This is a genomic window from Paenibacillus sp. TY11 (assembly GCF_059772165.1).
Window position 1 is genome coordinate 64296 of the sequence record NZ_JCBAIQ010000011.1, and the last position, 22707, is coordinate 87002.

General features: G+C 45.7%; 16 protein-coding genes. 9 read left to right on the top strand and 7 right to left on the bottom strand.

What is annotated here, in order from left to right; genetic code table 11:
• Window positions 1-79: 79 nt before the first annotated feature.
• Both AC6EJC_RS14250 and AC6EJC_RS14255 read right to left on the bottom strand, forming a co-directional pair.
• On the bottom strand, window positions 80-1477 hold the full coding sequence (locus AC6EJC_RS14250; protein ID WP_444954524.1) for a phytase: 1398 nt from the start codon (window positions 1475-1477) through the stop codon (window positions 80-82).
• A gap of 98 nt (window positions 1478-1575) precedes the next feature.
• A complete protein-coding gene (locus tag AC6EJC_RS14255) occupies window positions 1576-2451 on the bottom strand; it encodes a helix-turn-helix transcriptional regulator (RefSeq protein WP_444954525.1) in 876 nt (291 codons plus the stop codon).
• 193 nt (window positions 2452-2644) lie between these two features.
• Here AC6EJC_RS14255 and AC6EJC_RS14260 point away from each other — a divergent pair, with 193 nt between their 5' ends.
• The 3 genes from AC6EJC_RS14260 to AC6EJC_RS14270 all read left to right on the top strand — a co-directional run bounded on the left by AC6EJC_RS14260 (window position 2645) and on the right by AC6EJC_RS14270 (window position 7652).
• On the top strand, window positions 2645-4588 hold the full coding sequence (locus AC6EJC_RS14260; protein WP_444954526.1) for a glycoside hydrolase family 127 protein: 1944 nt from the start codon (window positions 2645-2647) through the stop codon (window positions 4586-4588).
• A gap of 27 nt (window positions 4589-4615) precedes the next feature.
• Window positions 4616-5983: a glycoside-pentoside-hexuronide (GPH):cation symporter gene (locus tag AC6EJC_RS14265; protein WP_444954527.1), complete on the top strand. Its 1368-nt coding sequence runs from the start codon at window positions 4616-4618 to the stop codon at window positions 5981-5983.
• 277 nt (window positions 5984-6260) lie between these two features.
• Window positions 6261-7652: an MATE family efflux transporter gene (locus tag AC6EJC_RS14270; RefSeq protein WP_444954528.1), complete on the top strand. Its 1392-nt coding sequence runs from the start codon at window positions 6261-6263 to the stop codon at window positions 7650-7652.
• 89 nt (window positions 7653-7741) lie between these two features.
• Here the strand turns inward: AC6EJC_RS14270 and AC6EJC_RS14275 are convergent, their stop codons facing one another.
• Window positions 7742-8731 (bottom strand): zinc-binding dehydrogenase, encoded by a 990-nt coding sequence (locus AC6EJC_RS14275; protein ID WP_444954529.1) that lies wholly within the window; start codon window positions 8729-8731, stop codon window positions 7742-7744.
• A gap of 135 nt (window positions 8732-8866) precedes the next feature.
• Here AC6EJC_RS14275 and AC6EJC_RS14280 point away from each other — a divergent pair, with 135 nt between their 5' ends.
• Window positions 8867-9739 (top strand): LysR family transcriptional regulator, encoded by an 873-nt coding sequence (locus AC6EJC_RS14280; protein ID WP_444954530.1) that lies wholly within the window; start codon window positions 8867-8869, stop codon window positions 9737-9739.
• A complete protein-coding gene (locus tag AC6EJC_RS14285) occupies window positions 9717-10862 on the top strand; it encodes an RDD family protein (protein ID WP_444954531.1) in 1146 nt (381 codons plus the stop codon). Before AC6EJC_RS14280 ends, AC6EJC_RS14285 begins: the two co-directional genes overlap by 23 nt.
• 95 nt (window positions 10863-10957) lie before the next feature.
• Here the strand turns inward: AC6EJC_RS14285 and AC6EJC_RS14290 are convergent, their stop codons facing one another.
• The gene (locus AC6EJC_RS14290) at window positions 10958-13210 is read right to left on the bottom strand and encodes a beta-L-arabinofuranosidase domain-containing protein (RefSeq protein ID WP_444954532.1); all 2253 of its coding nucleotides are present in this window, start codon (window positions 13208-13210) and stop codon (window positions 10958-10960) included.
• Window positions 13211-13340: 130 nt separating this feature from the next.
• Here AC6EJC_RS14290 and AC6EJC_RS14295 point away from each other — a divergent pair, with 130 nt between their 5' ends.
• From AC6EJC_RS14295 to AC6EJC_RS14310, 4 genes are all read left to right on the top strand, one after another.
• Entirely contained in the window at window positions 13341-14234 is an 894-nt protein-coding gene (locus tag AC6EJC_RS14295; protein ID WP_444954533.1) for an AraC family transcriptional regulator, read from the top strand.
• 208 nt (window positions 14235-14442) lie between these two features.
• Window positions 14443-15381 (top strand): YwqG family protein, encoded by a 939-nt coding sequence (locus AC6EJC_RS14300; protein ID WP_444954534.1) that lies wholly within the window; start codon window positions 14443-14445, stop codon window positions 15379-15381.
• Between the two features lie 246 nt (window positions 15382-15627).
• The gene (locus AC6EJC_RS14305) at window positions 15628-16146 is read left to right on the top strand and encodes an RNA polymerase sigma factor (protein WP_307353734.1); all 519 of its coding nucleotides are present in this window, start codon (window positions 15628-15630) and stop codon (window positions 16144-16146) included.
• The gene (locus AC6EJC_RS14310) at window positions 16130-17746 is read left to right on the top strand and encodes a DUF4179 domain-containing protein (RefSeq protein ID WP_444954535.1); all 1617 of its coding nucleotides are present in this window, start codon (window positions 16130-16132) and stop codon (window positions 17744-17746) included. Before AC6EJC_RS14305 ends, AC6EJC_RS14310 begins: the two co-directional genes overlap by 17 nt.
• Before the next feature lie 127 nt (window positions 17747-17873).
• On the opposite strand, the gene lacZ is transcribed toward AC6EJC_RS14310, so the two are convergent.
• From lacZ to AC6EJC_RS14325, 3 genes are read right to left on the bottom strand one after another with little or no spacing between them, the layout of a single operon-like run.
• Entirely contained in the window at window positions 17874-20918 is a 3045-nt protein-coding gene (lacZ, locus tag AC6EJC_RS14315; RefSeq protein WP_444954536.1) for a beta-galactosidase, LacZ type, read from the bottom strand.
• A gap of 51 nt (window positions 20919-20969) precedes the next feature.
• Window positions 20970-21794, bottom strand: coding sequence for a carbohydrate ABC transporter permease (locus tag AC6EJC_RS14320; RefSeq protein ID WP_444954537.1), 825 nt, complete (start codon window positions 21792-21794; stop codon window positions 20970-20972).
• Window positions 21791-22687: a carbohydrate ABC transporter permease gene (locus AC6EJC_RS14325; RefSeq protein ID WP_444954538.1), complete on the bottom strand. Its 897-nt coding sequence runs from the start codon at window positions 22685-22687 to the stop codon at window positions 21791-21793. The genes AC6EJC_RS14320 and AC6EJC_RS14325 overlap by 4 nt, the downstream gene beginning before the upstream one ends.
• Window positions 22688-22707: the final 20 nt, after the last annotated feature.

Here is a 22707-nt window from a genome sequence, read left to right on the forward strand (position 1 = left end):
AAAAATTTAAAACCCGCTCACTGAGCGGGTTTTTTCTATGAATAGAGTCAGGATATTGAGCTAATTTCTCTGAAGGGCATTAGTGCGTGCTTCTGTTTACCAATTCACGCGGATTGGTGCCATCATCCATCGTTAGTGGAGTGGGTGCTCCCGTGGCGATTCGCTCCCAAGACACCATTTTAAAGTTCTGATTCAACTTTTTTCCGTTTTGAAGATTTTCATCATCTTGTGCAACGAAGATACCATGAGGAAAATTTTTGCCTAACCCATAGCCAAGAACATCAATACCGTCTGTGATAGAGGTACCGTCGACTGTAGGACTGGCACTGATTGTAAAGTTGCTTATATAAGCATTGTCGCCTTGCCGTTCATAGATTGCATAGCTGCTGTTTCCTTGACTGGAGGCCATGAGGTATCCCTTGCCGTCTTTGCCGTAATACAATGTAACTCCCTCTATATCATCTTGAAGTCTGCGCCCATCTGCAATATCAACACGTCGTAGCGGCTCAGAAGAACCGTCTGGTTCGGCATCATATTTCCAAATGGCGTGATCCTCTTCAGCGATATAGACTGTACCATATTCATCATCAGCCACCATGCCCTCGGATTGCGTAGCGAGCTTGAACTGGCGGACAAGCTTGCCGTCAATTTTGCCGCTTCCGTTGTCAGTCAGCTCATATTGTTCAAATTCCCCCTCTTTGCCCAATACGAGCGCGTAAAACTTATCTGTCTTGAGGCTATGGTACAAGCTGAATCCGTATACTTCTTTCATAGATGATTTAATAGGCTTGTTAACCACGTTTGTTAGCGTTCCTGATATCCCGTCAATAGCAAAGATATCTACAGTGTTGTTGGTGCGATTGGTCGCGCCTGCAATATCAATTTTTTTACCGCCCAGTGTAAACCCGTAACGGATGTCCACGTTGTTCATTTTTCCGACTTTAAAGTTTTGCAGCTGCTTGCCTTCCAGATCGTAGACCAGAATCCCGCCACCTTTATTGGTTGCCACAATTCTGCTGTTCTCCGGATTGGCTGGGTTGAGCCAAATCGCAGGATCGTCGGCTGCGTCATCTCCATCCTCCACTGCTTCTGTTTCGGCAGAAGGAGTCACTTTATAGGTAGGAACAGCGTCTTTAGGATCAGTATATTTGCTGTTTTCTGCCTTAAGCGTGGCAAAAAGCTTGGTAGGGAGGTATATATTCTCACCGACCATCTTAATTTCGTGGTCCGCTTCTCCGGTTTGACCGGCCAGGCGATATTGCTTCTCACCAACTGTAAAGGTTCCAACGATACCGTTTTTCAGCTTTACCAAAGCAGACTTGTCGTCACTGTCCCATGTAATTGTGGCTCCCATGGTATCTGCTAGTGTTCGTAGTGGTGTATACCCGGAGGGTTGCACCTCTGCGGCATGGGTCGTCCCAGGAGTAATGAGAGCCCCTGTCAAAACGGTTAATAATGCGAATTTAGCTACCTTCATATGTATACCCCTTTTCTGAAGTAGGATCATATAACTGACTTAGTATAAAGGGACAATATAAGAAGAGTGCGATGAAAATGTAAAGGAGATGTAAGCATTCAATTGGCTGGTTTCCAGTATTGTTGTCTGTAATTCTTCGGAGACATCCCGAACTTTTCTTTAAAGCACTTGGAGAAATAGCTTGCTTGGGAGAATCCCGTTTCTTCTGTGATTTGTTGGACGGACCAGTCGGTTTGCAGCAAAAGACTACGCCCCTGATCCAGTCGATAATCCATTAAATACTCAAGCGGCGTGCGCTGGAAAGCGACCTTCATGCATCTGGCGAGATAGTTCTGATGGACGTGAAAATGGGCCTCCAAATCTTTATTGGTGATTGTATTTTTGTAATTCTGTTTTAGGTATATTTCGATTTGTTCCGCCAACTTAGAGGAGCTGTCTTTATTATTCTGATCATACTCCAAACTCTGGAAAATGTTCACAAACGTCTGTTGGGCCTCCCATAATGCCAGCTTTCTAGGTTTTAAAGTAGAGGATAATAAGTAGTCTAATTTAGAAAATAGCTCATGCGGATTCACCACTTTTTGAATTTTGGGCAAATGAATGGTCGTATGTTCTGAATGAAAATGCAGCTCGGGAATGGGGGTGCTAGGTATAATAAGATTGGGCGAGGATTGTGCGCACCACATACTATTGGTTTGAAAATGGAACCAGTAAAAGGAGGTTTGTTCTGTACATGCCTCAATGGGAAAATGGTGTTTATCCGGCTCAAGAATGAGAGCGTAATTTTCAGTTACCTTCCACGACTCCTCCTCCTCACCGATGTGCAGCAATCCTTCTTTAATAATAATTACGTCAAAATAACCCAAGTTATACCGGTTCGGGTGCCAATCCCCTTTTTGATATGTAGTAAAATTCCCCTCAATGAAATAAGGAAGGGGAGGAACAAGGAATGATAGAAAGTCTGTTTTGCTCATGGAAGCTAGCTCCTTTGTGTGTGAAATCGTATAAGTTTTAGTTAAAGATCGCGATTTTTTTTATAAATTCAGGTTGATAAAATAAGGACTGTAGCAAGGGGAACTCAGGTTAGCTTGGTCAGTATCATCATTACTTTATCCTTATTTTTTCAAAAATGAAAGCGTTCTATTTACAGGAAGGGATGTTTATCCAATGAAAACGGCAAAGCCAGTTAAGCATGTCATCGTTGATGATTTATTTTGGGAAAAGTATAAGCAGGTTGTGGCGGAAGAGGTTATTCCTTATCAGTGGAAAGCATTAAATGATGAATTACCAGATACAGAACCCAGTCATGCGATTGAAAACTTTAGGATTGCAGCCGGGGAATCCAGTGGGGAGTATTATGGAACCGTTTTCCAGGACAGTGATCTTGCCAAATGGCTGGAGACGGTTGCCTTTAGCTTAAGGGATCATCCGAATCCTGCGCTTGAAGAGCGGGCAGATGAAGTGATTGCGTTGTTGGGAAGAGCTCAAGCTGAGGATGGATATCTGAATACGTACTATCTGCTCAAGGAACCCGATAATCGCTGGACGAATCTAAGAGATAATCATGAGCTGTATTGTGCAGGGCATTTTATAGAAGCGGCTGTTGCTTATTATGAAACGACGGGCAAGACGAAGTTTCTTCACATTATGGAGAAATACGTAGACCTGATTCAGCAGATTTTTGGTACGGAAGAAGGGAAACGGAAAGGCTACCCGGGACATGAAGAAATTGAGCTGGCCTTAATCAAATTATACGACGTAACTGCCAAGGATCAATATCTCAAATTAGCGCAATATTTTATTGAACAGCGGGGGCAGCATCCTATTTATTTCGCGGAGGAACAAGAAAACAGAAAACACATTCAAACAGAGCCCACCTGGAATGATGATAACAACATTAATTTTGGGTTAGGCTTCGAATATCAGCAGGCACACCAACCTGTGCGGGAACAAAAAGAGGCTGTCGGCCATGCGGTAAGAGCGGTGTACCTGTACATTGCGATGGCGGATTTGGCCGCGAAAACGGGGGATGTTTCCCTGTTAAAAACCTGTGAAACGCTGTGGGATGATGTAACGAATCACAAAATGTACATCACCGCCGGAATCGGATCTACTGTAAATGCGGAAGCGTTCACTTGCCATCATGATCTTCCCAATGACAGCATGTACTGTGAGACTTGCGCCTCTGTAGGGCTGGCCTTTTGGGCTAATCGTATGCTGCGCTTAGCGCCGGACCGGAAATATGCCGATGTTCTGGAGCGTGCACTATACAACGGGACGATTAGTGGAATGGACCTAGATGGGAAACGGTTTTTCTACGTGAATCCGCTGGAAGTTAATCCTTTTCAAAAATCCAGAAAAGATCAGGAGCATGTAAAAACAGAACGGCAAAAATGGTTCTTCTGCGCGTGCTGTCCGCCCAATTTGGCACGAATGATCGCTTCGGTCGAAGATCATATGTACACCCAGACCGAGGACACGTTGTATACGCATCTTTATATTGCCAGCAAGGTGAACATGACTTTATCTGGTCAAGAGGTTGAAATTACACAAACTCATCATTACCCATGGGATGCGGATCTAACCTTTTCGATCCACGTAACAGAGCCAACTTCATTTAAATGGGCACTGCGAATTCCAGGGTGGTGCAAGCAGGCAGAGGTAAAGGTGAATGGGGAAACCATTTCATTAGACCATCTGGAAAAAGGCTATATAGAGATTCAGCGTACTTGGAAGGACGGAGATGTGGTAACTCTGCATTTGGCTATGCCGGTTGAGCGCATCCGGAGCAATCCGCTTGTCTCCATGAACCAGCAGCAAATTGCTCTCCAACGCGGCCCAGTCGTGTTCTGTCTGGAAGAAGTGGATAATGGGGCGAATTTGGCAGGGTTAAGATTGCCGAAGGATAGCCTCATTACGGAAGAGTTCAGCGAAAACCTGCTGGGTGGAATTGTAAAGCTGACCATAGAGGGATACCGGGTAAAAAGTTCGGATGCATTATATAGCTCGGAGCCTCCTGAATTTGTTCCTCAACAAATCACGGCAATTCCTTACTACGCCTGGTGCAATCGGGCCAAAGGGGAAATGCGTGTATGGGTTTATGAATCATAATTCATTCGCATGAGGAGAGGAAAGATCATGAGCACGAGAATTGTGAGTACGGAACCACCCGAGAAAGAAGCAAGTTCAGTTCCTTTTCATCGTAAAATCAGCTATTCATTAACGGATACGGCAGGCAATCTGTTATACTGTGTCATTTCCAGTTATCTATTATATTTTTATACGGATGTATTCGGTCTTTCTATTGGGATTGCCGGGACATTACTATTCATCACCCGTTTTATCGACGCTATTGATGCCCCGATTTGGGGCATCCTGATTGACCGGACCAAATCAAAATATGGCCAGAGCAGACCCTATTTTTTATGGTTAGCTATCCCGTTTGCTGTGTTCATGGTCCTTACGTTTACGACACCCAATTGGAGTGAGTCTGGAAAAATTGCGTACGCGGCCATCACTTATATCATAGCGGGTATCCTTTATACGGGAATCAGTACACCGATTACATCTATTCTGCCTAACCTGAGTACCAATTCTAATGAACGCGTAGTTTTGAACTCCTTCCGTATGGTCGGGGGAAATGTGGGCTTCTTCATCGCTACGACGTTTACATTACCTCTGGTAGCTTTGTTTGGACAGGGCAATGATCAAAAAGGATTTTCCTTAACGCTCGTTTTATTTGGAATCATGGCGATTATTATGTTTTTCATAGCGTTTGCCGATTTGCGAGAAAATGCAGCAGTTAAAACGAAATCCGTTCCGATTGCTAAAAGCTTTACAGCCATCAAACGAAACTGGCCCTGGATGCTCGTTGTAGCTGCTAACCTGTGTTACTGGATCGGCTTGAATATTCGTTCAGCAACGTTAATCTTTTATCTGCAATACAATTTGGACAGTAAGGACTTAGTTCCTTTAATCAATGGGCTGACCTCTTTACAATTGATCTCGATGGTTCTGATTCCGTTTTTTGCTAGAAAATTAAGTAAAAATACGATTATGATTATCGGATTGATATTAGCTGCACTGGGTCAGGTCGTGATTTTAATGGGAAGTACAAACTTAACCCTCATTATTATCGGCTGGATTATTGGTGCGTTAGGATCAGGCTTTGCATGTTCTATGCCGTTTGCGATGTTATCCGATACGGTTGATTACGGGGAATGGAAAAATGGGATTCGGGCAAGTGGCTTCCTGACCTCCATTGGAAGCGCATTCTGTATTAAAGCGGGTAGCGGAATCGGTGGATTATTGCCAGCATGGATCATGGGCAGCACTGGTTACATCGCGGGGAAAGTTCAAACCCCTACGGCGTTGTCTGGAATTCAGTTTAGCTTTATCTGGCTGCCGTTTATCGTTTTCTTGATCGGAATCATCCCTATGTTTTTTTATAAAAAATTCGAAAAGAATGAAGCTTCTATTCAACAAGATTTAATTGCGAGAAGATAATATCTGTTCTTTTAACAAAGGTTTAATGATATCCTAAAACATTGTAATGCTACTTCAAAACCTGTTCACTGAGCTGAGCAGGTTTTTATGTTTTTTCTATTCAAAAGTGAGCAAAACCATTGACAGGATTTTCTTTTGGAGTGATACTTCTATGTAGAGAAAAGTGTACAGAATCAAGAACTAGATACATCTAGCCTTGCAACTTTATACATTTTTTCGCCATGAAAGCTCTTCTGTTGAAGGGTTTTTTTCAATTTGATAAAAAGAATGTGATGATATGAGTCAACTGAGTGTAAGGATGAGAACACATGGTTTTCTGAATAAGCATTTTTCAGGAGAGTCTATTGATTATCGACAGATTATTGCACTGTTTATCCCGCTTTTGATTGATCAGGCTTTTATCGTGGGTCTAAATTTGGTGAACACGGCAATGATTAGCTCGTCGGGGATGGCGGCGGTCAGTGCCGTAAATATGATTGATTCTTTGAATATTTTTCTGATTAATGTGTTTGTCGCTGTGTCTACCGGGGGAACGGTTGTCGTGGCACAGTATAAGGGGAGCGGTAACGACCTTATGGTCTCTAAAGCCGCATCCGGCACCATTTCCTCCGTTTCCTTGCTAGCCTTATGCATCAGTTTGTTTATGATCGTGTTGTACAATCCGATTTTAAGTGTTCTGTTTGGTTCCGCCTCGCCTGATGTATTAGCTAACGGTAAGGTATATCTGCTGGGAAGCTGTATGTCTTTTGTGGGGATTGCAATCGTTGAGGCGGTGTGTGGAGCGCTGAGGGGGATCGGAAAGACGAGGGCATCGCTGGCTCTTTCTCTCATCATGAATCTCTCGTACGTGCTTCTCAATGTGGTATTCATTAATGTATTGGATATGGGTGTGCTGGGCATGACGATTGCCGTAAATGTGTCCAGATATGCAGGAGCAGTATGCGCGCTGATCTATTTGGTCAGAGTAGATGACGACTTGCGTGTTCAGCTTAGAGATATGCTTTATTTTAACCTGGCCATGCTTAAAAAGATTCTGTTTATCGGGCTTCCTTTTGCAGCGGAGCAGATGTTTTTCAATGGGGGTAAAATTTTAACCCAAATTTTCATTGTGAGCCTGGGGACAAATGCGTTGGCAACGAATGCCATTTGCTCATCACTAGCTAACGTGTTCCAAATTCCTGCGAATGCTTTGGCTCTTACGATTGTGACCGTGGTTGGTCAATGCATGGGGCGTCGAAATGTCGAGGATGCCCGAAAGTTTACCAAATCGTTTATTTGGTTGTCTTCTTGTTCGTTTATTGTAATGGGATTAATCCTGATGCCTTTGTTTAAGCCGATGGTGGGACTGTTTCATCCGCCTGCTGAAATCGTAGATGACATTTTCATTGTCATGCTGATTAATACGTTAGCCCAGATCCCGCTCTGGTCCATCGCCTTTATTACACCTTCTGCGCTTAGGGCAGCAGGTGATTCAAAGTTTACGTCCCTCACCTCGATGCTGTCCATGTGGTTGTGCCGGGTGGTGCTCGGGTATATTTTGGGCATTGTGTTCAACCTGGGGATTGTTGGTGTCTGGCTGGCAATGGATATTGAATGGGGCGTGCGGGGACTCGTTTTCCTTTGGCGCTTCCGAGGGAACAAATGGGTCCAGCATCGTTTGATCGACTGAATAGGTCCACTACCATAAAATTGACTTCTGGATGAAGGCATTTTAAGGTAGTGGATTTTTTTCTCTTCCTATTACTTCGTTCAGACCCCTTACCCCATCCTGATCCCTATATTGCCTAACTGCGCTCCCTGCTGCATACGGTGGAAGGCTTGCGCTGTGTCTTGTAAAGGAAATACGCTATCTATAATCGGGTGGAGTGTATGGCGCTCTATGAATTGAAGCATAGCTGCGAATTCCTCGCCACTGCCCATAGAGGTGCCGATGATGCTGATTTGAGGGAAAAATATAGACCGCAGCGGAATCTCTACTCGATCTCCTGAGCTTGCGCCAAATGTAACGATCCGACCGTTCGGCTTAAGGATATCGAAATATTTATCGAACGTAGCAGGACCGATACTGTCAAGGACCAGATCCACAGTGTCTCCGTTCATACTTTCTTTCCATTTGCTATGGCTGTCGAATGCATGATTAGCGCCATGAGCGAGGGCAGCCTGCCTTTTTGCTTCGCTGCGTGATGTGACGGTGACCCGTGCGCCTGCCGCTAAAGCCATAAGCATGGCATACGTGGCTACACCACCGCCAATACCGGGAATGAGGACGCGCTCACCCTGCTGTAATTGGCCTCTTGTGAAGAGCGCGCGGTAAGCGGTCAAAGCAGACAAAGGCAGTACCCCTGCCTCTTCCCATGAAAGGTATGCTGGCTTGCTGATGGCATTTTGGACGGGAATGATAACCGATTCAGCGAATGTCCCGTCTGAAGGTCCGCCCAGAATGGCTGGAACCAAGGGAACGTGATGCGTATTCTCCCATCCGATACATGGATTGATAATTACATCGGTGCCTACCAGCGAGGTTGGGACACCAGGACCCACAGCCTCGATCACACCTGCTCCATCCGATCCGAGAATGAGTGGAGCATCGTTGGCAGCTCGATCTGCCATGAGGAACAGATCCCGATGATTCAAGCCTGCGGCTTTGAGCCTTACCTTCACCTCATCGTGCCCTGGCTGTCTGTCCGTAACGTCTGTATACATCAGACCCTCAAGGCCGTTTTTGCCGGTATGTATCACGGCTTTCATTTTAAAACCTCCCGTGGTGCGAATTTAGATGCAATTGCATGTACATTGAATTGTACAGAGCGGCAAGCATCCGGTAAAATGAACAAAATCGAACGTGAGTATCATAAATGATCATACCAAGCAGGTGACGTATACATGGAAAGCAGTGATTTGAAAATTTTTCGGGCTGTCGCTCGTGAGGGCAGTATCACAAAGGCTGCGCAAGCCTTGAACTATGTACAGTCCAATGTGACCTCGCGGATTCAGCAGCTTGAGGCACAATTGAACGTACCGCTATTTCGCCGATCTAATCGGGGAATGACGCTAACGTCGGCAGGAGAGAATCTGCTGGAATATGCGGATACCATACTGACCTTGCTGGACGAGGCTGTAAAGTCCACTCAATATTCGGACTATCCTGCGGGACCTTTGCGACTGGGCTCGATTGAGACGGCGGCGGTTACGCATCTGACTTCTTTATTGACGGAATATCACTCACAATATCCTGATGTCCATCTATCGCTTATGACAGGCAGCACACATGATCTCGTACAAAAGGTATTAAATTACGAATTAGATGGAGCGTTCGTCTATGGCCCCGTCGATGATCCGCATATAGAGCATGTTGCAGCTTTTGAAGAGGAATTGGTGCTTATCTCGGAACCAGGGAAAAAGGACATGGGCGAGCTGCTAGCCAAGCCTATGCTGTTTTTCGACGTAGGCTGCACACATCGTACAAGAGCGGAAAGCTTTCTGAGCGAAGCAGGTGTGAATGCGTATCAGATTATGGAATTCGGAACATTGGAAGTAATTCTGGGTGGTGTAGCCTCTGGTCTCGGGGTGTCCATGCTGCCACAATCGTCGATTGCAAAGACAGAGGAGGCGGGAAGTATTGCTTCTCATCGTTTACCTGAAAAATATCGAAAATTAGAGGTATGGTTTGTTCATCGGCGGGATTCGGTTTACTCCAGTGCACTGTCAGGCTTGCTTCACTGGATGAAAAAGGATGCTATACTTAACTGGGATTAAATTGACAACAGGGGTGTATCATTTGGAGGAACATAATTTATCGAAAAATCCATCTACAGTAGTTCCGGGAGAGTATGCGGCTCATGGCAGCTACCATCGACGAGAACCGGATAAGATGGCAGTATTATCAGCAACATACGGTGCCTCTATTTTTTTCAGAAGATGGGCGGCTTGGATGATTGACTTCATTCTTATCGTCTTTGGGTATGGAGGGCTGGTTTATTTTACAGCGAAAAAAGTATCTGAAGCGGAAACCCCAAATATGGGCATGGTAGTGATGCTCTTCCTGATTGGCTCCTTCTGCTATTATCTGTTACTGGAAGGACTTACAGGCTATACGCTGGGCAAGTTTGTACTTCGTATTCAGGTCGTGAATGGAGAAGGAAGGCCGCCAGGCATGGTTAAATCCTTGATCCGCACTCTCATACACCTGGTAGATACGAATCCGCTGCTTTTCCTGGGACTGCCTGCGGGGTTATGTGTGCTGGTGACACCAAGGAAACAACGGCTTGGCGATATGGCTGCGAGTACATATGTGGTTAAGGTACGAGATTTGGGGACAGTGGGCAGAAAAAAAACCGGAATTTTTACCGGGGCAATTATTCTGATGACGATCATTTCGGTCATTTTTGCTGTATCCCTTATTTCTTCGCTCATCACACAAATGGTGAAGCCTGAGGTTTTTGTTAGTAAGGATGATCAGTTTGCGGTTACAGCCCCGTGGAATTGGTCACGAGATGATACGATTAATGAGGATGCGGCCATCTCCATTAAAAATGAATTTACAGAAAGATATGTAATTGTATTGTCAGAACCGAAAAGCGATTTTGACAGCAGTATGACTCTTCAAGAATATAAAGGAATCATTAAAGATCATTTGGTGTCAGGAATTACGGCCCCTGAATTGGGGGACCCTTCTGACATCTTGGTAAATGGATACCCTGCCATCGAATTTACCCTGAAAGGAGAAGTGGAAGGGACTCCGATTATGTATAACGTGACTACGATTGAAACACCTTCGCATTATCATCAAGTGCTTGCCTGGACCTACGCTTCCCGATACAGCAGGGCACAGCAAGAGCTGCGCAAGATTAGAGACAGTTTCCGTGAAATGAACAGGTAGGCGCTACCTGTGATGTTAAGCTATACAGCGCGCAGAAAGCAGAAAAAGCAGACAGCTCACAGGAGCGTCTGCTTTTTCTTATATAACGATCTTCCCTAAGACCGCTTGATCACTCGCAATCCGGCGACTTTTGCCACCTTGCCTTGTGGATAGGCTTTGAATTGAATCGTAACTTCATTCTTTTGGTTCGTCACAGACAGAGGCAGCTCATAGGCGAACGTTTCGAATTTATTCATTTCCTCGGATTCCAGCTTGCCTTCCCCTAAAATCTGACCATCTGCAGTGATGTCAAAGTCACGATGAGAACGGTTGGAGTCCTTCAGATAAGTCACCGCCAATTGGACAGGCTCATCCGGGAGCACCTTCATGACAAAAGAGAACCAGCCCCCAGGCCATGTATCGCGATATTTACGGTTATAGATGGACCCCAGACTCACATGTTCGCCTGTAAAGGCATGATCCCGTTCCGGCTGCATTTCGGCAGGTTGCACAACATCCACTGTAAGTCGTTCCAGCTCCACTTGGTACGCTAACGCGGTACGATATTCTGCCTCTGTTGAAGCCCATTCCTCCTTGGAAAAGAGATCCCAATAGACGGTATAAGAACGATCATACATCTGATAAAACGGACGAAGCTGCAAGTCTCCGACATAGCCTAAGTCATTCATGCGGAATACATTAGGCTCGTTGTTGTCAGGAACCAGCTTCGATGTCAACGAGTCGGCCGATCCGATCAGTACAGACGCCAGCAGGCGCTCCTCGTTGGACTCCTGTGCGACAGGACCAAGGTCCCCAGCCAGCACAAGCGGGCCGTACATAAAAGCAATTCGGCGCGGATTATCCGGCATTTCCTCGATTCTTACTGTCATAGGAATGGCGTACTCAATGATATCCTCATCGTTCCATTCCCGTTCGATTACAACGTAGCTAGTAGGACAAGCCTCTGCGGCATACTCTTCCCCGTTGATTTTAATCATCATACCTTGCTCCGCCCAATACGGGCATCTTAGCTTGATCGTGAAGAATTTGGGCTTCTTGCTGATGACGCGCAGCGTTCCCCGCCCATTTTGCGGAAAGAGCGTGTCTTGTTTGAGCTGTACGCCCATCTCGTCCCACGTCACGGTAGAAGGGACATATTGATTGACATAGATCGTTTCTGGCGTGTGAAAATAAATCGCAGTGCCGTACATGGAGTGGCTTTCCATACCGGACCCGACACAGCATGTAAAATCCTCATATTGAGAATTGAAGGACTTGTGTCCTCCCATTTCCAGCGATACAAAATAGCATACACGTCCATCGACAGGCTGCTGTGAAGCCAAAATATGATTGAACATCGCTCGTTCATAGTAGTCGGCATAGGCTGCGTACGCGTCCCACTCGAACATATGTCTTGTTAATTTCAGCATATTGTAGGTGTTGCAGGTTTCACAGGTCCCTTCGCCCAAACGGTCATTCAGCTTCCCGGGTTCACCAAAATGTTCATTATAGCTATTGCCGCCGATCACGTAGGAATGCTTGTGAACAACCCGATCCCAGAAAAAGCGGGAGAGGTCCGCATATTGCGGTTTGCCCGTCATTTCAAATTGCCGTGCAGCGCCAATGATTTTGGGGATTTGCGTATTGGCATGTCGCCCTGCCAGCGTATCTTGGCCGTCCGCGAGATCATTTAGCACCTCTCCGTGATAAAAGCGTTCCGCCAGGCTCAAAAAGCGTTCTTCTCCCGAATGTTCCGCGAGATCCGTCAGCACCTCGTTCATACCGCCAAACTCGCAATGCAGCACCTGCTGCACCTGATCATCGTCCAGCCCTTGAAGTACATCCTCCAGCCAGTTGCCGAGTTTGATTTCTATAGACAGGGCCTTGGGATGATGCGCCAGCAGATGTGCATCACGCAAGCCCGCGAAAAGTTTGTGCATGGTATATAGCGGCACCCAGCCGCCGTTCAGATCAAAGCCCTGGGAGCGGATATCTCCGGCTTTTACTTCCTCAAAAATCTCTTTTCCGCGTGGAATGCCGGAAATGTATCCGTTTCCATGACTGTTTTGACATATTTCCAACTCGTCGACCACATAGTTCACTCGTTCCAGCAGTCTTTTGTCGCCTGTGGAGGCAAACATCAGCGCACAGCCAGACAGGTAGTGACCGAGTGTATGTCCGCTGATGCCACGCGCTTCCCAGCCCTCATAGTGAGCTGCTTTGGGCTCCAGTCCCGCATATTCACGAAAGCGCGATAATAAACGGTCGGGTTCCAAACTCAGCAGATAGGCCGTATTCAGTTCCATCGCATGTAAAAGCGGGCCGGAATCAATTCTTACTTTATGCAAGTCAAAAGCTTTAGCTTTCAAAATCATCGCTCCTTAGCTAAGATGAAAGTGTATATTTCTCCACTACATTAGCATTGCAATCGCGGTATGTCAGTAGCTTAACCATACAATGGGTGGACAAATCCGAACATGAATCTAAAGAGGCGATAACATGACCTATCTGAAAGTAAATGTAGATGCTCCGATCCAACTGATCTCGGCAGGCGAGTTTGTTTCCGAGGTGCCTTGGAAGCATATGAGTCGTTCCATTGAGAACTTTGAGCTGATCCTGGGTGTCCAAGAGACGGTATATATACGGGAGGAACAGGAACATTTTGAAGTAGGCGAGGGAGATATTCTATTGCTTTACCCCGGTCGTACGCATAAAGGATACCGGGAATCGTTGCCGGGCGTAAAATTTTATTGGTTTCATTTCGATGTTCCCACGACCCCGAAAGTATTATCTAATGAGGAAATGAAGCAGGAAACAAGGTCTATGGATGGGCTTTTGCAGCGTCACGGTGTGGTGCGGGATATCTATTTACCGCAATGTGTACAGGCAGACAACGGAGATCGGATTCATATTATCGTCAATCAAATTTTGCATGTAGCCAACTCACATTATCTTACGTATCACAGTGCAAATTATTTGTTCACCTCGCTGCTGATCGAGATATCTGAACTGGCGCTCAGCCGCTTGCTTTCCAATCCTGTCAGTTCACAGGGGAATGTGAGTTTTAACAAAATTATCGAGTGGACCCGAATTCATGCTGAAGAGCCGCTGACCGTGACGGATTTAGCCCGGAAGTTCAATTACAACAAGGATTATATATCTCGTTTGTTCAAGCAAAATACAGGCATGCGTCCCCTGGAGTTCATTCACAGTATTCGTATCAACAAAGCCAAGGAGTTGATTTCCCGTACAGATATGAGCATTAAGCAGGTTGCCGAAGAGGCAGGATATAGCGATGAGAAGTATTTTATGCGTTTGTTCAAAAAGAGAGTCCATATGACTCCTTCCCAATATCGGAACGCCTATCACAAAACATTTATGAACAATGTCTAGTACATTTCCGCTTGGATCGTAAATGCAGAGCTGGATGTATCCACCATTCACTTGCAGCGAAGATCAATGATAGATCGATGATTTGACCGAGGACTGACCAACCTGTCACCAGAGAAATAGCTTGTCAGACTGTAATTTGGTAATCTGATATAAGAGATTAAATGAGAGCAAGCAATACATAATACTTCAATGTAAAGGGGCGAGTGAGATGCTGCAACCACCATTAAAGGATGAACTGACTCGAATACTGGAAGGGCATCCACTGGATGAACAATTAAAAGAAGCGATCTATCAGGAAGCTCAGGCTGCTATACAATTTCATGTTGAACATGAAGAAAATTATGAGCATGTTGGCAATAGCCGAATCGCCGGCTACCCGGATTTGCCGCCCTCGATAGAGTGGCCTTGTAATTCAGACGGGGAATATTATACATTTATTGCTCAAATTAATTTGGGCGAGCTGCCATTTTCACCATTTGAGGGATTGCCTCATCAGGGCATACTTTACTTTTTTCTTGGGCTGGATGAGCCCGCCTATGATATTGACCATAAAATCTTTTACTATAACGGTGACAGCAGCGCTTTGGAGAAAACCTTGCCACCGACTGGGAAGGTTGAAGTATGTGCCGAGGACAGGGATTTCACATCTTGTGCAATTTCTTTTCAGCCAATTGTTACCATTCGGTCGGAGAGTGAGCTAGGAGATATTCTTGTAGATGAGTACGAAGAGCTGTATGAGCTTGTATGTGAACATAGTGACACGGTGTGGGGACAGCATCAGTCTTTTGCCGGGAATACCCTGCGGGATGCTTATCTATGCCGAAACGGGCTGGAGGGTCTTCTGTTTAACTGGCATAAGAGTGAGAGTCAGATCCATAAGGAAGTCGAGCAAGCCATGCATAGGGGAAGTACAGAGTACGCGGAGCATTTACGATCCGAAGTGCTGCCTCAGCTGCAAGAATATCAGACGAACAAAGAACAGCATGACAAAGCTTCGGAAAATTGGCATGTTCTGCTCTCGGTATCTTCTTTGGATGAGGTCGGTATGTGCTGGTGGGACGCAGGGTATTTGGAATTTTTGATCGATCAAAGAGACTTGAAGAACCTTGATTTCTCGAAGACATATGTCAATCTTGCTACGAGCTAGCCAGGTGCGGCAGACTCATGCTGATTTAGGGCAAATGATGGGGGGTTAGAGCAGGGCGGTTTTTTGATTGATAAAAGCAATGAATTGAGCATGTGGCACAGTAGGTTTGTTTTGCCTGAGTATCGGGAATCGAACGATCAATAATAGGTGGTCCTATATAGGGCTGCCTTTTTTCGATGTAAATGAACGATTGTACTCCATTATTAGTCTTAATAGATGAGACTACAACAAGGGAGGTGCACGTATATGACTGATCGAGAGCTGTTTGAACTATATAAGGAGCAGATATATTATTTTTGTTATTATTTGATGCAAAATCAAGCAGATGCAGAAGATGTTTGCCAGGAAGTGTTTGTCAAAGCACTTTTGGCCGACAGGTCCAAAGTACAAGATCTCAAATCATGGATTTTGCGAATTGCTTCTAATGAGTGCAGTAATGTGCTTAGAAGGCGAAAAACTGGGCTGATGAAGGAAATACGAACTTTTTTATTGTCACGCCCTCATTCATTTAATCCGGTGGAAGAGAGCTTATATCATCAAGAAACTAAGACAGAGTTACACAAGCTATATAACAAGCTGCCAGATAAAATTCGTATGGTCGTGGTCCTTCGTTATGTAAACGAATTGACTGTGCCGGAGATCTCTAGAGTTATGAATATACCCGAAGGAACAGCTAAATCTAGATTAAATCGGGGGCTTAAACTGCTAAAAAAAATGGTGATACCCCAAGTAAAGGAGATGAGTAGCAGTGAGTCGGTATTTTGAAAAAGAACAGAACATTCCTCAACCTGAATATGATGCAATGTGGGTAAATATAGAACAGGAAGCAACCAAACGAAAAGCAACTCTGCAACAGTCACAGGAAGCACCTATGCATAGAGCAAAAATTGTTCCAGCAAGTATCGTATTCTCATGTTTTCTGCTCGTTGCCATCCCTGTATTCGCTAGTGTGACCATCAATTGGGATAGAATAGGCGGACGTAGTGTAACCAATGCGCTAAATAACGGTATTGGCCAGCGGTATGATCTAAAAGCATCCAATGCAGGCATTACGATGAATTTGAATGGTGTTGTAACGGATGGAGAAAAAATGAAAATGCTTATCTCTCTGGATCCAGGAACCGATCCAACCAGTTATATTGGGTTTGCTATAGAGAAAACTATGGTAACTAGCAATTCTGATACCAAGGAACAAGCACACGGATATTTAAATTACGATCCTAAAAGCCAGAAACTCCTTGGCATTTATGAAACTATTGATACTTTAAAGGATCGTAAAAAAGATTACACACTTGAGGCACAGAATCTAATTTTTTATCGTAACCAGGATATTCCCTTAAAGACGGATCATCAAGCCGGGGACACCCTCGTTACCGGGACCAAGCAGTATCCTACCATTTATATAGAATCCGTTCGACAAACCAACAACAAGACTGTTGTCCGCTTTAGAGTTGCTGCAGCTCCATCCGATTTAGGAAGTGGGAACCCGCATTTGGTAATGAAGGTGGGCGACAAAGAGATAGACGCAATCCCAACCATTCTACCTAGCGACAGCCCAGACTTGCATATTGAGCAGGTATTCAACATGACTGCACAAGATTGGAAGAAGGCAAACCTTCATTTTTGTTACATTGAGGAAGCAAAACGAATTGAAGGTACTTGGAAGTTCGAATTTGAAGCGGATGGAAAAAAAGCAAGTGAAGCGATTTATTCCAAGAAGCTGCATAGCAGCGCTGAATTCCAAGAAAATACAGGCACTACCTTAGAGCAACTGATTGTTACCCCCTTGGATATTGAAATTCTAGTAACAGAGCGTGATTCACTTAAAAAAGGAATTGTTCATTATAAAACAGCTCAGCTGGTTATAGGTGATAAAAAAATTAACGGAGGGTGGAATATTAAAGGAGCTGGTCCTGAAAATTATCAACACTTATATCAATTTGAATCCCCAGAGTGGTATAAGGACTGGTCTGATGTTCCAATGAAACTTATATTGAAAGATGCTGTCATCGAGAAACGTGATACGTCTAAGAATTGGATCACTCTTCATAAACCTAAAGAAGAAAAACAGTTCGCTGAGCTTAATGCGGACGGTTATCAAATTGATTTCACATACTATACAGAGGGAAAAGATTTGATTGTTGAATCGAAATCCGATTCCCCTGGCTTCAAAGGCGTCAACCAAACAACAATGCGAATTAACGGCAAAGAAGTAGTGCCTGAGATCATTGCGAAGGGTATGGTATCCACAGGAGTTAATGTTGACCGTTACAAAGACATTGAATTAGACGGAAAATTGGAACTAAATCCTGGCATCTACAAGTACAGCGATCCTGGACGTGATATTGAAGTTATATTGAAATAGATATGGCCATCGCTGCCTATTCTGCAGATACGTAAATACAAAAGCCCTTCCAGCTTTAGCTTCTCATGAGGGAAGCAGCGGAAGGGCTTTTGTTATATCTACTCGTCTATACAGTGAGCGTGCTTATTTATACCCGTTGCACGGTAAACTCAAATTCCAGCTTTTGATCGGCTGCAATTTGGTATTCTTCATGTACCGGAGCTCCCCAGCTGTCGTCGCCGCCTACACCCATTTGCTTGCCAGCTACAGTGACAACGGTGTAATACACGTTGGGTAGCTCATACAGATGGTAGGCACTTTCCAGCTCAAACGCTGTATACGGCGAAATATTGCATTCCACAGGTGCGGTAGCAGGTGCAGTAATGCGTATACCTCGCTGAGAATCGTCGGTAATATCGACACGGCGCACGCCTGTACGGTTGCCGGATTCCTGCGGTACGACATACCCGGACACGTTATCCGCAGCTTCGTTGCGGAATACGCCTAGTCTTGCGCCAAAGGCACGGTCGATGTAATTCTCTTCCGGTCCCATCGCGTACCAGTCCAGATGGCGGTAGTCCGCTGGAACCTTGAACGAAAGGGCAAAGATCGGCAGGTTAGGCAGCCCCGATACGCCTTCATAAGTCGATTTTACTTTCAGACTGCCATCGGCAAAGACGGTGTAGGCTACTGTTACCTGTACGTCTGCATGGATGCTCAGCGTGTAGCGGAACGTAACGGTTACACGATCTGTCTGCTCTTCCGTGACCTCGATGCCCACACATTTACGCGTCAGACTTGCAGCGAACCAGCCACCGGCTTCAAAGCCCAGTGCGGTTCCCCGATCATTGTCTGTGGTCGCACGCCAGAACAATGGGGCAGGGGGAATGGCAATCATCTCGCGTCCGGCGTAGCGAAGTGAAGTCAGGCTACCTGCTCCTTTGGAGAACATCATGCTGAAATCTGCACCGTGAACGCCAATGTTTACATCGCCATGCACCACTCGTAGGGCGCCGCCCGTAGGGATCTTCAGCGGACTTGGATCTTCCACAATGAAAATATGCTGTCCGAAGGCTACTTCATACCCGGCCTCAGCCCAGAGCGTGGCTTCTTTCAAAACCAGAGATGTGTGAATGACATATTCACCGGGCTTCCCGTCTGTATTAGGGAACGTTAGTGGGATATACGCTTCAGTCTGAGCCGCCACATCCACAGGAATGACATTTCGTGCGATCTCTTTGCCTTCATGGAGCAGGCTGTATACGAGATCGTAGTCACCCGTTCCCTCGAACAGGTTTTCATTGCGGAGAGTCACGCCGTTGCGATCCGGGGTAAGCTTCAGATTTTGATACAGGAATTTGACCTCCTGCATCTTCGGTGAAACCTTCCGGTCCGCGTAGACGATTCCGTCCGTACAGAAGCCATAGTCTGTGGCACGGTCGTCAAAGTCGCCACCGAAAGCGAGGTACTCGCGTCCGTAGCGATCTTTTTTCATAACAGCCTGATCAATATAATCCCAAATAAAACCGCCCTGATACAGCTCGTATTTGTTCTCCAGCTCTGTATACTTGTGCATGCCGCCTACGGAATTACCCATCGCATGCATGTATTCGCAACTGATATACGGCTTTTGCGGATTGTCGTTCAAATATTGCTCGATATCTGCGGGTTTGGCGTACATCCGGCTCTCCATATCGCTGGTGTCATCGTACGTACGGTTGTGGAACACGCCTTCGTAGTGCACCAGACGGCTCGGGTCAGTGGCTCGGAAATAGTTGGCTACATTGCGCAGCACTTCACCTGCATACGACTCATTGCCGCAGGACCAGATCAGAATGGACGCATGGTTTTTGTCCCGTTCCAGCATGGAAATGGCACGATCCATGACGATATCCTGCCACTCAGGCAGATTGGCAGGAATATTCCACGATGGCTCGACGGCGCCGAGTTTTTGCCAGGAACCGTGTGTTTCCAAGTTCATTTCATCAATTACATAGACCCCGTACTCATCGCATAGCTCATACCACAGAGTCTGGTTTGGATAATGAGAGGTACGAACAGCGTTCATATTGTTCTGCTTGAGCGTTTGGATATCCCACAGCATATCTTCACGGGAAATCGCACGTCCGGTGCGAGCGTTAAATTCATGGCGGTTCACACCTTTAAAGACGATACGTTTGCCGTTCAAATGCATGACCTTATTCATCAGCTCAAATTTGCGGAAGCCAATTTTTTGTGGAATGACTTCCACGAGCGATCCACTGGCATCATAAATTTGAATGAACAACGTGTATAAATAGGGTTTCTCGGCGCTCCAGCGCTGCACTTGCTCCAAGATTGCTGACAGCGAAGCTGTGCCATCAGTAAAGTCGGCTTTCAAAGAAGCTACAACATGGCCGGTAGCATCTTTCACATCGACAGTTGCATAGGCCGTTGCCGGCTTTTCCAAGGTCAATTTCAGCTCCAGAAGGCCCTGCGTGTAGGAAGCATCCAGATCCGTCTTGGCATGCAGGTCACGTACGTGAACCGTAGGGATGGTATAGAGATATACGTCTCTGAAAATACCGGAAAAACGCCAAAAGTCCTGATCCTCCAGCCACGCCCCCGTACTTCTCTGATATACCTCTACCGCCAGCTTGTTTTCGCCTGCTTGCAGGAACGGTGTCAGTTCAAAATCAGACGGTGTAAAGCTGTCCTCGCTGTAACCGACAAATTGTCCGTTCAGCCATACATAGAAAGCCGACTCGACGCCTTGGAAAGAAATGAACACAGGCTGTGCGTCGGAAGCCATATTTTCCGGCAAAACAAAGCTTTTGATATAGCTCCCGACCGGGTTGTGATCCTCCGGAATATGGGGTGGGCGAACATCCGAATGTCCATCCCACGGGTACATCGTATTTACGTACTGCATTTGGCCGAAGCCTTGCGTCTGAATATGACCTGGTACCTGAATATCGCTCCAGCCGCCATACTCAAAGTCAGGGGCATAGAACTCTACTGGGCGGCTGGCTGGATTGGTCGCATAGTTAAACTTCCAGCTCCCATTCAGGCTATGACGCCAAGCCATATCGGCTTGCTGCTCCGCTTCCTGAAGCGTGGCGTAATATTTATGATCCGAATAGGCGGGTAGCCGATTTACCGCGAACTTGGTCACATCGGTGAGCCAGTCCAGACTAGGGGTATGAATGGTCAAGGCGAACACTCCTTATTTTTAAAATGAATGAAGAAATTACACTGTAATCTGTTATTTTACCGAGCCAACCATGCCCGCTACAAAGTGCTTCTGCATCAGGAAGAATACCAGTGCAGTCGGCAGCGTGGACAGGACAATGGCGATCATGATGACACCGTAATCCGGTGCATAGCTGGAGCCGAGGTTCGAGATCAACAACGGAATCGTTTGATTCTCCGGCGTTTGCAGCACAATCAGAGGCCAGAGGTAGTTGTTCCAGCTGGACATGAATGTAATGATCGCGGCAGCGGCATAGGTTGTTTTCATCGTAGGCATATACACCCGGAAGAACAGACCCAGCTCGGATAATCCATCCATACGACCTGCTTCGAGCAAATCCTTGGGAAACATCTTGGTGCTTTGACGGAAAAAGAATATCAGGAACGCCGTAGTTACGGTCGGAATGACGACAGAAGAGAGTGTATCAATACCGATCCATGGTATGACATTAGAAATACTGCCGAACATCCGGTAAAGCGGGATCATTATCGCCGCAAACGGAATCATCATAGACATCAGCAGGATATTGAAGACAATGTCTTTCGCTTTACTTCTGTAAATTTCAAAGCCATAGCCTGCCAGTGATGCAATTAACATAGCCAGCAGCGTAGTTGAGATCGAGACTTTTGCAGAATTACTTAATGCGGTAACGATGTCTACTTTTTCGAGCAGATTGTGCATGTTATCCATCAGATGGGAGCCAGGCAGAAGCTTGCCTTTCGTCACATCGACCGACAGGTTCGTGGAGCTGGATAGCATCCAGAGGAACGGGAAAATCGAAACGAACGACACAATGATCAGAAAGGCGTACGTAAATGCTCTTTTTGTTTTCATCATTTTTTCTCACCTGCCACTTTGAACTGGATAATCGACAAGATAATGATCATAATGACGATGGAATAAGATACGGTCGCTGCATAACCAAAGTCGGATGAATATTTGAAGGACAGATTGTAAATATATTGCGAAATTGAAGATGTCGCGTTCCCTGGCCCACCCTTGGTAATATTCATAATTTCATCGAAGAGCTGGAGTGTACCAATGGTCGATGTAATCGAGGTGAACAGGATAATCGGTTTAAGCAGTGGGACGGTAATACTGAAAAACTGTCGGATCGGGGAAGCACCGTCAATACGGGCTGCTTCATAGATGGAGCTGTCAATGTTCTGAAGACCGGACAGGTAAAAGATCATATTATAACCGGTCCAGCGCCATGTGATCGCGATAATAATGGTAACCTTGGCCCAGAAAGGATCTGTAATCCATTGGATTGGCGTGCCAATCACGTGCAGATTCAGCAATAAGGAGTTTACCAGACCGTCGGACGAGAACAGATACTTGAAGACAACCGAATACGCTACAAGGGATGTGATGCACGGCAAGAAGATGGCTGTGCGGAAAAAGCCCTTGAATTTCAGGTTTTTATCATTCAGTAATACGGAAATGAACAGAGCCAGAATGACCATCAAAGGCACCTGGAAAATTAAATAAATAAACGTATTCTTCACGGCAGTTATAAACATTTTATCGGTGAACAGACGCTTGTAGTTATCAATGCCGTTAAAGCTCAGATTAGACCCTGTACCTGTCTTAAAGGACAAGATAAGCGCCTGAATCATCGGATAGAAATAAAAAGCCGCAATCATGATCACTGCGATGGATATGAACAACCATCCTGTCATACCTGCTTTGAGACGTGTTGTAGTTATATTGGGCGCGGCTGTCTTCATACCATTCAACTCCCTGTGCA

Excerpts from the sequence above, each read along its gene's own strand:
- AC6EJC_RS14250 (WP_444954524.1), bottom strand. The coding sequence starts at position 1,477 with ATGAAGGTAGCTAAATTCGCATTATTAACCGTTTTGACAGGGGCTCTC.
- AC6EJC_RS14255 (WP_444954525.1), bottom strand. The coding sequence starts at position 2,451 with ATGAGCAAAACAGACTTTCTATCATTCCTTGTTCCTCCCCTTCCTTAT.
- AC6EJC_RS14260 (WP_444954526.1), top strand. The coding sequence starts at position 2,645 with ATGAAAACGGCAAAGCCAGTTAAGCATGTCATCGTTGATGATTTATTT.
- AC6EJC_RS14265 (WP_444954527.1), top strand. The coding sequence starts at position 4,616 with ATGAGCACGAGAATTGTGAGTACGGAACCACCCGAGAAAGAAGCAAGT.
- AC6EJC_RS14270 (WP_444954528.1), top strand. The coding sequence starts at position 6,261 with ATGAGTCAACTGAGTGTAAGGATGAGAACACATGGTTTTCTGAATAAG.
- AC6EJC_RS14275 (WP_444954529.1), bottom strand. The coding sequence starts at position 8,731 with ATGAAAGCCGTGATACATACCGGCAAAAACGGCCTTGAGGGTCTGATG.
- AC6EJC_RS14280 (WP_444954530.1), top strand. The coding sequence starts at position 8,867 with ATGGAAAGCAGTGATTTGAAAATTTTTCGGGCTGTCGCTCGTGAGGGC.
- AC6EJC_RS14285 (WP_444954531.1), top strand. The coding sequence starts at position 9,717 with ATGCTATACTTAACTGGGATTAAATTGACAACAGGGGTGTATCATTTG.
- AC6EJC_RS14295 (WP_444954533.1), top strand. The coding sequence starts at position 13,341 with ATGACCTATCTGAAAGTAAATGTAGATGCTCCGATCCAACTGATCTCG.
- AC6EJC_RS14300 (WP_444954534.1), top strand. The coding sequence starts at position 14,443 with ATGCTGCAACCACCATTAAAGGATGAACTGACTCGAATACTGGAAGGG.
- AC6EJC_RS14305 (WP_307353734.1), top strand. The coding sequence starts at position 15,628 with ATGACTGATCGAGAGCTGTTTGAACTATATAAGGAGCAGATATATTAT.
- AC6EJC_RS14320 (WP_444954537.1), bottom strand. The coding sequence starts at position 21,794 with ATGATGAAAACAAAAAGAGCATTTACGTACGCCTTTCTGATCATTGTG.
- AC6EJC_RS14325 (WP_444954538.1), bottom strand. The coding sequence starts at position 22,687 with ATGAAGACAGCCGCGCCCAATATAACTACAACACGTCTCAAAGCAGGT.